Origin of the sequence: Vibrio fluminensis (genome assembly GCF_015278125.1) — a bacterium.
GTDB classification, from domain to species: domain Bacteria; phylum Pseudomonadota; class Gammaproteobacteria; order Enterobacterales; family Vibrionaceae; genus Vibrio; species Vibrio fluminensis.
In genome coordinates this window covers 31474-45287 of record NZ_JADILO010000012.1, presented here as the reverse complement: position 1 = coordinate 45287, position 13814 = coordinate 31474, and the positions used below count along the sequence as shown (strand labels likewise).

13 protein-coding genes are annotated in these 13814 nt (G+C 45.1%); 5 read left to right on the top strand and 8 right to left on the bottom strand.

The annotated features are described in order from the left end of the window. Positions 1-114: 114 nt before the first annotated feature. Positions 115-996 carry a LysR family transcriptional regulator gene (locus tag IRQ95_RS10440; RefSeq protein WP_194436873.1) on the bottom strand — a complete coding sequence of 294 codons (882 nt, stop codon included), beginning with the start codon at positions 994-996 and terminating at the stop codon, positions 115-117. Positions 997-1245: 249 nt separating this feature from the next. On the opposite strand from IRQ95_RS10440, the gene IRQ95_RS10435 reads away from it, so the two are divergent. From IRQ95_RS10435 to IRQ95_RS10420, 4 genes are all read left to right on the top strand, one after another. Beyond that, complete coding sequence (locus tag IRQ95_RS10435; RefSeq protein ID WP_194436872.1) at positions 1246-1602, top strand: MaoP family protein; 357 nt, start codon at positions 1246-1248, stop codon at positions 1600-1602. Positions 1603-1943: 341 nt separating this feature from the next. Continuing rightward, a complete protein-coding gene (speA, locus tag IRQ95_RS10430; protein WP_348541602.1) occupies positions 1944-3854 on the top strand; it encodes an arginine decarboxylase in 1911 nt (636 codons plus the stop codon). Continuing rightward, complete coding sequence (gene speB / locus IRQ95_RS10425) at positions 3855-4781, top strand: agmatinase (protein WP_194436870.1); 927 nt, start codon at positions 3855-3857, stop codon at positions 4779-4781. A 256-nt stretch (positions 4782-5037) separates the two neighbouring features. Next, positions 5038-5385 (top strand): RidA family protein, encoded by a 348-nt coding sequence (locus IRQ95_RS10420; RefSeq protein ID WP_194436869.1) that lies wholly within the window; start codon positions 5038-5040, stop codon positions 5383-5385. Between the two features lie 96 nt (positions 5386-5481). Here the strand turns inward: IRQ95_RS10420 and IRQ95_RS10415 are convergent, their stop codons facing one another. The 4 genes from IRQ95_RS10415 to IRQ95_RS10400 all read right to left on the bottom strand — a co-directional run bounded on the left by IRQ95_RS10415 (position 5482) and on the right by IRQ95_RS10400 (position 9071). Beyond that, complete coding sequence (locus IRQ95_RS10415) at positions 5482-5754, bottom strand: nitrogenase-stabilizing/protective protein NifW (protein ID WP_194436868.1); 273 nt, start codon at positions 5752-5754, stop codon at positions 5482-5484. Between the two features lie 159 nt (positions 5755-5913). Beyond that, positions 5914-7302, bottom strand: coding sequence for an SLC13 family permease (locus IRQ95_RS10410; protein WP_194436867.1), 1389 nt, complete (start codon positions 7300-7302; stop codon positions 5914-5916). A gap of 119 nt (positions 7303-7421) precedes the next feature. Next, complete coding sequence (locus IRQ95_RS10405; protein WP_194436866.1) at positions 7422-8276, bottom strand: alpha/beta fold hydrolase; 855 nt, start codon at positions 8274-8276, stop codon at positions 7422-7424. Between the two features lie 198 nt (positions 8277-8474). Beyond that, a complete protein-coding gene (locus tag IRQ95_RS10400) occupies positions 8475-9071 on the bottom strand; it encodes a TetR/AcrR family transcriptional regulator (protein WP_194436865.1) in 597 nt (198 codons plus the stop codon). Between the two features lie 211 nt (positions 9072-9282). Here IRQ95_RS10400 and IRQ95_RS10395 point away from each other — a divergent pair, with 211 nt between their 5' ends. Beyond that, positions 9283-10305, top strand: a complete 1023-nt coding sequence (locus tag IRQ95_RS10395; RefSeq protein WP_194436864.1) for an acyltransferase — start codon at positions 9283-9285, stop codon at positions 10303-10305. Between the two features lie 59 nt (positions 10306-10364). On the opposite strand, the gene IRQ95_RS10390 is transcribed toward IRQ95_RS10395, so the two are convergent. The 3 genes from IRQ95_RS10390 to glgB all read right to left on the bottom strand — a co-directional run bounded on the left by IRQ95_RS10390 (position 10365) and on the right by glgB (position 13559). Continuing rightward, entirely contained in the window at positions 10365-10895 is a 531-nt protein-coding gene (locus tag IRQ95_RS10390) for a DNA mismatch repair protein (protein ID WP_194436863.1), read from the bottom strand. Positions 10896-10897: 2 nt separating this feature from the next. After that, complete coding sequence (locus tag IRQ95_RS10385) at positions 10898-11284, bottom strand: MAPEG family protein (RefSeq protein WP_075648243.1); 387 nt, start codon at positions 11282-11284, stop codon at positions 10898-10900. Between the two features lie 94 nt (positions 11285-11378). Continuing rightward, positions 11379-13559 carry a 1,4-alpha-glucan branching protein GlgB gene (glgB, locus tag IRQ95_RS10380; RefSeq protein WP_194436862.1) on the bottom strand — a complete coding sequence of 727 codons (2181 nt, stop codon included), beginning with the start codon at positions 13557-13559 and terminating at the stop codon, positions 11379-11381. Between the last annotated feature and the right edge of the window lie 255 nt (positions 13560-13814).

Here is a 13814-nt window from a genome sequence, read left to right as displayed (position 1 = left end):
TCAAATCCTAAGTCCTTAGTCTTGGCGGAATACGATACCCTTGTATTCCGCTTTTTTTATTTGTTAATCTCGAAGCATAAAAAAACCACCTCAAATGAGATGGTTTTTTTCAATTTAGCAGTCAGCCGCTTGCTTAATACTGTATGCCGTGACAGGGTCGATACCCTTAACTAGCTCTTCAACCTGTTTAATGGCTTCAACTGCGCTACTCGCTTTGCGATAGCTTAAGTAGATTGGACGACACCAATCTTCTACACCTTCCACTTTGTGTAGCTGCCCCGACGCAATAAAAGGCTCAACTAAAGAGGCTGGTAAATAAGCGCTGCCGCCTTTCTCTAGAATGAAATCTAACGCAATACGAGCAGTTGATGTTCTTAAATAAGGCGCTGGGATCTTGGCATGTCGGTCGGCATGCTCAGACACAAATTTAGTGCCCCAGTCCACATAAACATATTTATCTGCGAAAACATCTTCGCCAGAGCATCGTTCAGTTGAAACTAACATCAAAACCACTTCTGCCACTTTCTTGCAGTTCAGTTCATCAGCTTTAATTTGGTCAAAAGCGAACGCCATATCGAGTGTGCGCTCTTGTAAACTACGGATTAATGCTTCGCGTCCCATCACTTCAGCAATAAAACCATAACCATCAAACGCTTCTGTTGTCGCGCTCAAACAGTTTTGCAAATAGGCATCCCACACATTAGGTGTACCACCCATGGTCAGTTGCAATTTCTTACCGCTTTCTAACGATAGCTCTAGTTTGGCCTGTTGCAGCGTGGTGACCATCACCTCCGCATAGCTCACTAGTCGCTCGCCTGCCGAGGTGAGTTTGATGTTATTTCGATCGCGAATAAACAATTGAGTATCAAAGTAACTTTCGAGTTGCTTGATACGTGCGCTTACCGCAGCTTGGGTTATGTAAAGATTTTCAGCAGCACGTCCAAAATGACGTACTTTTGCCAACTCTAAAAACGTTCTAAAGACTTTTACGTCCATTGTTATACCTCAGAAAAAAGCGCAGCAAGATTAACAGGTAAATCCTCAATAAATAAAGCAAGAATGCGCAAAGTGTTACACGGATTTAACAATAAAATTTAATGATAATGAGAAAAATTATTTGTTTTTCTTTTTCCAACTTTACGCCTAATTTTCGCCATATACCAATGCTGATTAGGGCGAAATGACATTTAGCAGCTCAATAGCACTGGTCTTTCGTCCAATACATACCATTTGAGGTTAATCGAAATGTCTGACACTGAATTTCGTCATGGCAAAAAGCGTTTTTACGACAACACTAAATTCCCACGTGGTTTTGCCAAATCTGGTGACTTTACTCTTGCAGAAGAAGAAGTCCTAACTGTCTACGGCGATACTATGCTTGGTTTAGAAACTGGCGAACTTTCTCCGCAAAATGCTGAAGAGAAACACTTCGTTAAAGTTATCGAAAACCCTGGTAAAGCAAAATCTAAACTTGAGCGTGTTTGGCTAAAATACATTCAGCTTTCTCGCGGTCGTAAGCGTTTCCATACCTTGAATGGTCGCAACAAGCCAGAAGCAAGTGACGATTACGCTGACGATACTAGCCTAGTCGAAGAAGATTAATAGCCTAAAACGCCTCTAACCTTTAGGGGCGTTTTTTTACCTTTCCCACTCTTAATCGCAAAAATATTTTCGCGCAAGTGAAACGATTGCGACTTTCTTATCTCATGGTAAAAACCACTACCAATCATTGAAATTGTTGATTTAATTGCACAACTTTTCATCTATTTTTAATTATATCATTAACAACGCATATTAATCATTACGATAAATCTTATTTGTTTTACTCTGGTTGCTTTTTGTCCGTTAATGCGCGCGGACACGAGAAAGCTGCAATGCCGTGTCAGGTGTGATATCAGCCAAAACTGATTCATTTTCTTCTCTCTATTTTCGTGAGAATAGATGTGGAAAAAACATCCAAATTAGACCGCGTGCGCGCGGATTACAACGTGCATTACTGGAGCCAAGGTTTCTACGGTATCGATAACCAAGGCGAAGTGTACGTATCTCCTACTCAAGATAAAGCGCACCAAATCCCACTAAGCAATATTGTTACTCAGCTTGAACAACATCAGCTGAACTTACCTGTACTTGTTCGCTTTCCGCAAATCCTGCATCAACGCGTACATGGTATTTGTCATGCGTTTAACCAAGCGATTGAAGAGTATCAATACCCGAACAACTATCTGTTGGTTTACCCAATTAAAGTAAACCAGCAAAAAGAAGTAGTCGACGAGATCCTTGCTAGCCAAGCCAGTCTAGAGACGAAACAACTAGGCTTAGAAGCTGGCAGTAAGCCTGAGCTACTCGCTGTGTTAGGTCTAGCGCAGAAAGCCAGTTCAGTGATCGTATGTAACGGCTATAAAGACCGTGAATACATTCGTCTGGCACTGATCGGTGAAAAACTGGGTCATAAAGTTTTCATCGTACTTGAGAAGCTATCTGAGCTTGATCTTGTGCTAACAGAAGCGAAGAGTCTGGGCGTGAAACCACGCTTAGGTATTCGTATTCGCCTTGCCTCTCAAGGCGCAGGTAAATGGCAGGCAAGTGGCGGCGAAAAATCAAAATTTGGTTTGTCAGCCTCTCAAGTACTGACGGTTATTGATCGTCTGAAAAAAGAAGATCAGCTTGATGCTATGCAGCTTGTGCATTTCCACCTTGGTTCGCAGATGGCTAACATTCGTGATATCCGTAACGGTGTTAATGAGTCAGCACGTTTCTACTGCGAACTGCGTGAAATGGGCGCGAAGATCGACTTCTTCGACATCGGTGGCGGCCTTGCGGTCGATTACGATGGTACACGTAGCCAATCATCTAGCTCAATGAACTACGGTCTAATTGAGTATGCGCGCAATATCGTTAGCACTGTTGGCGACGTTTGTCAGGCATACGGCCAGCCAATGCCAGTGATCATTTCTGAGTCAGGCCGCTCACTGACGGCACACCACGCAGTGCTGATCACCAACGTAATTGGCACAGAAGCGTACCAACCAGAGCAAGTTGAAACGCTGGAAGAAGATGCACCAACGCTACTGCAAAACATGTGGCGTAACTGGCATAACCTGCAAGATGGCAGCGACGCTCGCGCACTGATTGAGATCTATAACGATACTCAAGCAGACTTGGCAGAAGTACACTCTCAGTTTGCGACAGGTGTATTGAACCTACATCAACGAGCTTGGGCTGAGCAGATGTCACTGCGCATCTACTTTGAGTTAAGTCGTGCTATGAGCACCAAGAACCGTTTCCACCGTCCAATTTTGGACGAACTAAACGAACGTTTAGCGGACAAGTTCTTTGTTAACTTCTCACTGTTCCAATCACTGCCAGATGCGTGGGGTATCGACCAAGTATTCCCTGTGTTACCACTGTCAGGCTTAGATGAACTTGAAGACCGTCGTGCGGTGATGTTAGACATCACTTGTGACTCAGATGGTGCTGTTGAGCAATACGTTGAAGGCCAAGGTATTGAGACAACATTACCAGTGCCAGCTTGGAATCCAGATAAACCATACCTAATGGGTTTCTTCCTAGTGGGTGCTTACCAAGAAATCCTTGGTGATATGCATAACCTGTTTGGTGATACGCACAGTGCGGTTGTGACAGTAAGCGATGAAGGCGAAGCAATCATCGAGCGAATCGATGTCGGCGACTCAGTAGAAGACATGTTGCGTTACGTACACATTGACGTAGACAACATTCGAGAGCATTATCGCGAGCTCGTCAACCAGCGTGTTGACCAACAAGAACAACAACAGGTACTACAAGAACTAGAACAAGGTCTCTGTGGCTACACCTACTTAGAGGATTTCTAAATGAATGATTTGTTTAGTAAAACTGATTATTCACTTTACTCAAACTCAATGAGTTTTATGCGCCGACCATACCTACGTAACCCTATCGGCAGTGATGCTGACGTAGTGGTACTGGGTGTGCCTCTGGATATGGCGACTTCTGGTCGTCCAGGAGCTCGAATGGGCCCTGATGCTATCCGTCGCGCTTCAGTGAACTTAGCATGGGAAGGTAAAAAATTCCCTTGGGATTTCAACGTATTCGATCGCGCTAAAGTGATTGATGCGGGCGATCTTGTATTTGACTGCGGTGATGCAGAAGACTTCACTTACCGTCTAGAGAAAGCGGCTGGTGAAATCCTTAAAAATGGCAAAACGCTGATGGCTCTAGGTGGTGATCACTTTATCACCCTACCTATCCTACGTGCATACGCTAAACACCACGGTGAAATGGCATTGATTCATTTCGATGCGCACACTGACACTTATGCAAACGGCAGTGCATACGACCACGGTACGATGTTCTACCATGCACCGAACGAAGGTCTGATTTCACCGAAACACTCCGTGCAGATTGGTATTCGTACTGAATACGAAAAACAAGATCACGGCTTCAACGTTATCAACGCAATGCAAGCAAACGATATGTCAGCTAATGAAATCGTTGAGCAAGTGCGCGGTATCGTTGGTGATAAGCCTGTTTACGTAACTTTCGATATCGACTGTCTTGACCCTGCATTTGCACCGGGTACAGGTACTCCGGTATGTGGTGGCTTGAACTCAGATAAAGTGCTAAAGATCCTACGCGGTTTCGCAGGCATGAATGTGGTAGGTATGGACGTTGTGGAAGTGTCTCCAGCGTACGATCACGCAGACATGACGGCACTTGCTGGCGCTACAATCGCGCTTGAGTTGCTTTACGTTTGGGCTTCTCGCAAGTCAGCTGAGTAATAATCAGCAATTGTTAGAGTAAAACACTCAGCAAAATGATCAGCCTGCTATGGGTACATACCAATAGCAGGCTTTTTTATACCTACGTTAAAAACTGATTGCGCATTTCCAAGCACTTCTGTCAATCGCTACACCTAACAGAATCTTAGAATCAAAACTGGGATCACCTCTTCACACTCCATTGCTCGAATAACCTGACCAATTTCATTACCCTTGCTCGATATCTATCAAATCATTGACAAGAAGTAGAGAAATCATGATTGAACGCCAAGAAACTAACCAACGTATGAGCCGCATCGTTAAACACAACGGAACCATCTACTTATGTGGTCAAGTATGTGCTGACGCAACTAAAGGCATTACTGAGCAAACACAAACTATGCTAGACAAAGTAGATACGCTGCTTGAGCAAGCGGGTAGTTCTCGTGAGCATATGCTTTCCGCGACTGTTTATATCAAAGATATGCAGCATTTCGCCGAGATGAACGCAGTATGGGATGCGTGGGTACCAGCAGGTCATGCCCCAGCTCGTGCATGTGTTCAAGCAAGCATGGCACGTGAAGAGCTACTGGTAGAAATTTCTGTGGTTGCAGCAGAGAAGTAATCTCTCGCACAGACATTATGCAAAGTGGCAACGGTCAAACCAAAGGCAGTTGCCGCTTTATCCACCGCTCCCTAAACAACTATTGAAAACCACGCGCTACCTTCTTTGGCAAGTCGTACAGCCTCGACACGCCTGACGAGTATGCTTATCCAGTTTTGAACGCTGAACCTTACAGTAGGCATTTTTCAATGCACGACGCGCTGCGAACCAGTCTTGAGGTTTTTCCAATATCAAATAGCCGTTAAAGCGCTTTACCAACTCAACACGATTCTCATTGATAAATTTACTCGCGTAGCCAATGTCAAAGTAATCCAACGCCTCTTCTATCGAGGTAAAACTGGCGATTTTGGCTTGAATATCGTTACTCATGGCGACTTTTGATGATGGTTCCAAAGGTGAACAGGGCGCTAAATTAACACACCAAATCACTCTCTTCTTTGATTTCGCTATAGCCAACAAAACAAAACGCCTTACTCTCAGAGCAAGGCGTTAGAATCGTGTTGAGCTAATTATTTATTATTATTGTGCTTATGCCCAGAACGTCATTGCGATAAACGTGAGAGCCACAATACAAGCAACGTTTAGAATCAAACCTACTCGCATCATCTCACTCTGTTTGACGTGCCCAGAACCAAACACAATCGCGTTCGGCGGGGTCGCGACTGGCAACATAAAGGCACATGATGCTGCTACTGCAATCAGTACTGATAGGATCACCGGTGACATACCAAACGCTTCGGCTACCGTGGCAAAAACAGGGATCAGTAACGCGGCACTGGCGGTGTTACTGGCAAACTCCGTCAGGAATACCACAAACACAGCAATCACAGCGATAATAAAGAAAATACCAAGGTGAGCGATCATCTCACTCAATGCATTAGCTAAGAACACACTGGTGCCTGTCGCTTTAAGCACATTACTTAAACAGATACCACCACCAAACAGCAGCAATACACCCCAGTCAGCGGTTTTCTCAATATCTTTCCAGTGCACCACGCGCGCAAAGTTAACCGCAACAATCGCACCTAACGCCACAATAGTATCGAACTTGGCATAGCCGCCTAGCATCGCATTAATAGGCTTACTGAAAATCCAGAAAAATACCGTGGTTGCAAAGATAGCCAGTGTCACTACTTTACCTTTATCCCACTGTATTGGTTCGTGGTTAAGTTCAAAATCACCACGTAAATCTGGCTTGAGCACAGCGTAAAGAATAACGATTGAAAGTGGCAGTAAGATCGCCGCAGTCGGTAAACCAAACGCCATCCAATCAGTAAAGGTTAAACCCACTTCGGCCGCTGCAATTGCATTCGGTGGACTGCCCACGATAGTCGCAATACCACCTAAGCTCGCGCTGTACGCGATGCCAAGTAATACAAAAACGTAAGTCTTATGACCACTCTCCTCGTTTACTTTACTTAACACACCAAGTACTAAAGGCAGCATCATAGCGGTGGTGGCGGTATTACTGATCCACATTGAAAGCAGCGCAGTGACACCGAACAGCATAAAGACGGCAACACTCATCTTACCCTTCGCGACAATCAATACTTTATCGGCGATAACTTTGTCTAAGCCTTGTCTGTGCATAGCAGCGGCCAAAGCGAAACCACCTAAGAAGAGGAAGATGATTGAGTTAGCAAAATTGTTTAAGGCAGTCTGAGTATTGAACACACCAAATAGCACCGCCATTATCGGCACTAAAATAGCGGTTACCGTGACATGCAATGCTTCTGTTAACCAGAGAATGGCGACAAAAATCAGCATGCTGAGCCCCAGTACAACCTGAGGTTCAAACGGCAAGGTGAAGTAAAGAACACAAAACAGCGCAATATCTGCGAGGATGATTAAGCTATTACGGTTGATTAACCACTCCCGTGTATTGTTGGGCAAAGGGACACTATCATTTCTATTCATTGTTATTTTCCTTATGAGGGCCAATTGGCATAGCAAATGATCCCACATAACCCTCTAAGGAAATATTTTGTTTTGCGAATTTGTTAACCGCATCAACATTGTGGTTATAAATGTTAAGCTTATGATTTAATTATTAACTTATCAAAGCTATCCAATACCTGCTGACACTTCATTACGCGCCCATGTCCCTGACCTTGTGTTGCCACCAACGTCACATTTTCTATTTCATCCGCTGCTCTTTGCGACACAGAAAATTTGGTGAATTTATCCGCTTCATCGTGAACAATAATGGTTTGCGATTGACGAAGTTTCAACTTGCCATAGGGATCTATCGATTGGATTGGGTAGCGATAGGCTTGCTGAACTTCTTCCACCACCGCGCTAAATAGACGCATCGAATAACCTGAGCGAGCGACGCTACTAAATAAATTATCAACATAATCCAGCACGGGTGCGATAAGTAGCAGCGGTTTGTCCACCAGCTTAATATGATGACACTCAATAGCCGACGCCGTGCCCATACTATGACCGACCAGTCCTGCGACATCCTCGACGCTGTCTAAGATGGCCTCCAACCCACCAACAAACGCAGGAATATGGCCATAAACCCCTTCACTTTCACCATGGCCGGGATGATCATAAGCCAAAGCAGTAAAGCCGCGGCTCGCAATATGCTCCATCAAAGGAAAATACTGACTCGCCGTACCCGACCAGCCATGAGTCAGAACCCAAACGGGACCTGAGCCGAGTGAATAAGTGGTTAACACCCCTTCTTTAGATTCAACTTTGCCTTTAACCATGCCTTGTGGTAACGCATTTTTTGCCTGAGTACGCACAGGCGTCAACAAAAGCTTACGAGCGGTGTTCTCTGCATGCCTCGGCGCTAAACGGTGGTGCAGTCTGGTTGAGATATTGACCAAGCTACGTTTGAAACTGAACTTGTTCGAGGTATTAAAATAAATCTTCTCACTCATGTTACCTATCCTTGAGGTATTTAAACCAACCGAAACAAGCACTTGTATACTCTTACAGACGACTCACTTGTTTAGATTAGTATTGGTTTAATTGCATCGTCGTTGCCATCATAAAAACGAACGACCGTGCTTTTTATCTTGCTAAAAAAAGTGGACAGAGCATTTGACCCTCCACCTCATTACTCTTCCATCAATCCATTAGGCTGATGTTGACCAGTCTGCTATCAGGCGATCAATCCCTTGCCAAAAGTGCGCTTGGCTTGCTTCTTCACCACGCAAGGAGTAAAACAGATGTGCACTTAGGTAAAGCCCATACAGCTCAAACGTCGCCTGCTGACAATCCAAATCTGCACGAAATTGGCCGTTGTCTCGTCCTTTACGTAATTGAATGGTTAAATAATCAATCCATTTCAAAATGGTCGCTTTGAGTTGCTGCTGAATAGGCGTCTCTTTGCTGCCGGTCTCTTTCCAAGCATCAAGGAACATACAGCTACCTTGAAACGAATGATTCCAGCCAAGCCAAAGATCCAGTAACGCTTTGAGTTTATGGATGATATCTTCATCACCCAAACTGCGTGCCGGTACAATTACCCGCTGAGCAAAGACCAAATTGGCATACTCCAGCACAGATAGCTGCATATTCTCTTTAGAGTTAAAGTGAGCAAACAGACCACTTTTAGACATGCCGCACTGCTTGGCAAGTTCACCAATGGTTAAACTCTCTAAACCATTCTTACTCGCCAACTCAAACGCGGTGGCTAAAATCGCTTCTCGCGTCAATCGCCCTTTACTCATAGCACCACCATCTTTCTTCAATCATCTATTTTTAGCACGAACGTTCTATTTTACAACCCTTAAACCAAACATCAGACCAGATCACAAACTTGATTTTCATCTCGAATTAAACATTTTTAGGACTGAAACATCGTAGGAATTGACGCACATCCATTGAATATAAACGTTTTCCTGCTAGCTTGTGCGCAATTTAATAACTTAAGTTGACGTTATGGAAACTAAAAAAATTACTAGCATTGAGCTCGGACGCCTTGTAGCGATTTTCGTCATCGTGGCGATGCATTGCCAAATGTTCCTGAGTTACTTCCTTTACCAAGACACCCCTTGGTTTGGTTATATCTTTAACCAGTCGACTCGCTTTGCAGTTCCGCTATTTTTCCTAATTTCTGGCTATTTAATTCAGCCCAAACTCACCGCAACACCAATGGCAACGCTCAAGAGCTACTGTGCGCCATTGATTCGCGTCTTTATAGTCTGGAGTGTCATTTGTCTGTTAATGCCATTTAACTTACACAAGGTGATGACTGAGGGCTATTTGGCTGAACGCAGCGGCTACTGGGGCTACCTAATGCAAGCACCTGTGAATACTTTGCTGGAGGGCGGCTTAGTTCACTTGTGGTTTATTCCAGCTTTAATGATCGCAGCGTTAATCACAGCATTACTGCTACAAGCCGGTAAAGGGCGCTTGCTACTGCCAGTCGCTATTGTTCTCTACATTTACGGCGTGCTGGCGGGCAGCTACGTCAACATCACTGAGCTGTGGTCACCATTCTTTACTCGCAATGGACCATTTTTCAGTACCTTAATGTTTGCGATTGGTTTTGTTGTTCGCGAGCGAAATATCCAAGCAACCCCAGCGCAAGGCATTGTTTTAGCACTAGTGGGCATGACCTTGCACTTCGGCGAAGCTTTCTTCCTCACCGGTTACGAGCAGCCATTTAATGGCAACGACTTCCTATTTGGTACCATGCTTTGGGGAACAGGCATCTTCCTATTCTTGTTGGCAAAACCGAACTTGGGTAACTCGCCGTGGGTAATGAGCTTATCCAAATCAGTACTCGCTATCTATGTGGCGCACTTACCGCTCATCATTGTGATGATGAATGTGACAGGCGCAATGCAGTTAACCGGCCCAGCTAAAGATGCGATGGTCTTCTCTGGCGCAGTAATTCTGACGCTATTGTTGGTGAAAGGCGTAGAGAAAACCCCACTCAACAAGTGGCTATTTAGATAACTTATCAATTATTTTTCAATGGCTTAATAATAAAATGGCGTAACCGATGTTACGCCATTTTATTTTCTTGCGAGGTCTCTTGCCAGAATTAACGCCAGTCCAAACACCTGTAAAAACAAACTGATATTGCGATACCAAGCGATCTGTTCATCCAAGGCACTCAACCGTTCATTGAACGTCAAATTCTGCAAATAAAAGTTATCAATCTGCTCACGTTGCGTTTTCTGCGCGCGCTCGATGACTGCCATAATTTGATTGAGGTTTGTGGTGAGTAAAGAGGGAACAGGCTCACCAACCCAGTCACTTAACTGTTTAGTTAATTCACTTGCGACAAGCGAAGCATCAGCACTGTGACTCACCGAATCCGATTGGCTAAGATAAATTAACGCCAACTCTTTTTTGCGCTCAAGCGTTTCCACTCTATTCCACGCTAACTGAATGGAATAGAGATTGTCTTGCTTACGCTCATTAAAGCCAGACATCTTGCTGCTGAGGTCTTCCAGCACCACACTCGACATTAGAATCGCGAGAATATTGAGAACCAAGCCAACTAAAACCAGAAGCCATGCTGGCGGCCATCTAAAATTCATCACTACCACAACTTATCAAACGGTAAGTAGATAAGGTTAAAGACCACTAAAGTAAACATCACCGCGAAGGTCAGCTTCATACCCATTACACGCCCTTTGAGGTCTTTGGCCAATATCGCCCGCGCATGAATGATTCGCCCAACTAGAAATAACACGCCTAAACCGTGAATAATCAAACTGTTTGCGCCGTTGTATTCGACCAATGCCAGTAAGATTACCGTTATAGGAATATAATCAACGGCGTTACCTTGGGCACTGCGGGCAATTTGCAGCCCTTCAATTCCGCCATCCGCGTGAGCAACACGATTGGTGCGGCGCTGCTTGATCACTTGGACAGCTAACCACATCATTAGCAGGGTGAGTAACGAGGCGTAGAGTGCGGTAATCATCTTGTTTTTTCTCCTTTTTTGTTCAGTGTAGGAGAAAATAGCCCCCTTGATAAAAAAATGCCCCACTGATTCAGTGAGGCATAGTCATTTCTATCTAGTCGAGCAGTTTATAAAACAAAGTCGAAAGTGGCGGCAAACTTATCTGCAAAGATTGAGCAAGCCCTTGGCTCTCTTTGTCCTCTGTCTTAATCAACTCTCGCACCTCGAAACCGCAGCCGTCGTATTTGGTGTTATCAGTGTTAAGCAGTAATTGATAACGCCCAGCGACAGGCACACCCAATTGGAATTGATTGTGTGGCACAGGCGTGAAGTTCGAGATAACTAAGATCCTTTCCCCAGATTCGCTGATACGTTCGTGCGCCAAAATGCTGCTGTCTGATTCATCTTGTAAGCGCCATTCAAATCCACTTGGCTCACAATCCAACTCATGCAAAGCCGCCTCTTGACGGTAGAGCTGGTTAAGATCACGAGTAAGTTCTTGCACACCTTGATGGCGACCAAATTGCAATAAGAACCATTGCAGCTGATCATCATGATTCCACTCAGCGGTTTGACCCAGTTCAGCGCCCATGAAGTTGAGCTTCTTACCTGGCTGGCCGTACATATAACCGTAGTAAGCACGCAAGTTAGCGGTTTGCTGCCACTCATCACCCGGCATTTTGTTGTGAATCGAGCCTTTGCCATACACCACCTCATCGTGAGAAAGTGACAGAACATAGTTTTCACTGTGGGCGTAAATCAACGGGAAAGTGATGGTATTGTGGTGATACTTGCGATGCACAGGGTCTTCTTTGATGTACGCCAAGCTATCGTGCATCCAGCCCATATTCCACTTAAAGCCAAAGCCTAAACCACCAAGATACGTCGGGGCTGATACACCCGGGAACGCTGTTGACTCTTCCGCAATCGTCATTGCATTCGGGAAGTGTTTGTACACCTCCTCGTTCATCCACTTAAGCGTTGCAATGGCGTCGTAGTTCTCATTGCCGCCGTCGATATTCGGGATCCACTGATCGTGACTACGCGAGTAGTCGAGATATAACATCGAAGCCACAGCATCAACACGAATACCATCAATATGGAATTGCTCGAACCAATACAGAGCGTTAGAGACTAAGAAACGTCTAACGTGCTCACGGCTCATATCGTAGATATAAGAATTCCAATCTTGGTGCCAACCACGACGTGGATCCGGATCATGGAACAGTGGCGTACCATCAAAATTGGCTAAACCGTGATCGTCTGATGGGAAGTGCGCTGGCACCCAATCAAGCACCACACCAATACCCGCTTGGTGGCAGGTATCAACAAAATATTTGAAATCATCTGGCGTGCCAAAGCGACTGGTTGGCGCAAATAGTCCCACAGGTTGATAACCCCAAGATCCGTAGAATGGGTGCTCTGAAACTGGCATTAGTTCAACGTGGGTATAGCCAAGATCGACCAGATAAGGGACCAATTGATTAGCAAGTTCACGGTAGTTAAGGAACTGTCCATCTTCATCGCGACGCCACGAGCCTGCATGCAGTTCGTAGAAAGCCAGTGCTTGCTTACGTTTGTCCGTCACTGGGCGTTGCTGCCACTCGTTATCTTGCCACGCATAGCGTTGATGGTCGTAAGTCACTGAAGAGAACGATGGGTATTGCTCTGCGAAGCTGCCCCATGGATCGGCTTTATGCGCAATGCGCTCGCCATTTGGTCCTTTAAGCTCAAACTTATAACGAACACCTTCGCTTAAATTAGGGATAAAAATACCCCAAATGCCGTAGTCGAGTCGCTGCATCGGCGTACGACGACCATCCCAGTGGTTAAAGTCCGCAATCAAGCTACACGCGCTAGCATGAGGTGCATAAACCAAAAAACGAATACCTGAAATCTGCTTACCATCACGCTCTAACGTGACAAATTGCGCCCCCATGTGGCGATACATATTCTTTGGCGTATGCAGGTCATCGTATTCTGCGTAAATGGCATGATACTGATATGGATCATCAACTAACTGCTCAACACCAGACCAATCCACTGCTAACTGATAGTGGCTAAAACGCAGGTCGCGTTGTTGCGACATCACAAAACCACCTTCGGTTTCTTGGGTCAAAGGGATACGGGTCTGATCATCCAGCACCACTTCCACTTTATCCGCCCCCGGCATCCAGACTCGCAAAGAGCCACATTTAGGCTCTAAAAATGGCCCTAAGAATGAGAATGGGTCGGAAAAAGAAGCCCCTGAAAGCTGGTTATAAGCCTGCGTTTTTCTCTCTACCGTGGTATTCAAGTTATTCTCTCCCTAACCTAACTTTTGTTGTTCTAACTTTTTTGTTCAAAATTGCCGCGAACTTCTCAACGCGACGAAATGACCCAAGGCGACTGACAAGAAAAGCCTTTCCTCAACCAATCACTCCGACCACTCGCACTAGCAAAGAATAGCAACAAGCAAAAGCCCGTGAAACAAAGCCGTCACGGGCAAAATTATTTGAAATTCCGCCGACCCCAACAACTTGGGTTAAGCGTCAATATGCAGAGTATCTCG

Excerpts from the sequence above, each read along its gene's own strand:
- IRQ95_RS10440 (WP_194436873.1), bottom strand. The coding sequence starts at position 996 with ATGGACGTAAAAGTCTTTAGAACGTTTTTAGAGTTGGCAAAAGTACGT.
- IRQ95_RS10435 (WP_194436872.1), top strand. The coding sequence starts at position 1,246 with ATGTCTGACACTGAATTTCGTCATGGCAAAAAGCGTTTTTACGACAAC.
- speB (WP_194436870.1), top strand. The coding sequence starts at position 3,855 with ATGAATGATTTGTTTAGTAAAACTGATTATTCACTTTACTCAAACTCA.
- IRQ95_RS10420 (WP_194436869.1), top strand. The coding sequence starts at position 5,038 with ATGATTGAACGCCAAGAAACTAACCAACGTATGAGCCGCATCGTTAAA.
- IRQ95_RS10415 (WP_194436868.1), bottom strand. The coding sequence starts at position 5,754 with ATGAGTAACGATATTCAAGCCAAAATCGCCAGTTTTACCTCGATAGAA.
- IRQ95_RS10410 (WP_194436867.1), bottom strand. The coding sequence starts at position 7,302 with ATGAATAGAAATGATAGTGTCCCTTTGCCCAACAATACACGGGAGTGG.
- IRQ95_RS10405 (WP_194436866.1), bottom strand. The coding sequence starts at position 8,276 with ATGAGTGAGAAGATTTATTTTAATACCTCGAACAAGTTCAGTTTCAAA.
- IRQ95_RS10400 (WP_194436865.1), bottom strand. The coding sequence starts at position 9,071 with ATGAGTAAAGGGCGATTGACGCGAGAAGCGATTTTAGCCACCGCGTTT.
- IRQ95_RS10395 (WP_194436864.1), top strand. The coding sequence starts at position 9,283 with ATGGAAACTAAAAAAATTACTAGCATTGAGCTCGGACGCCTTGTAGCG.
- IRQ95_RS10390 (WP_194436863.1), bottom strand. The coding sequence starts at position 10,895 with ATGAATTTTAGATGGCCGCCAGCATGGCTTCTGGTTTTAGTTGGCTTG.
- IRQ95_RS10385 (WP_075648243.1), bottom strand. The coding sequence starts at position 11,284 with ATGATTACCGCACTCTACGCCTCGTTACTCACCCTGCTAATGATGTGG.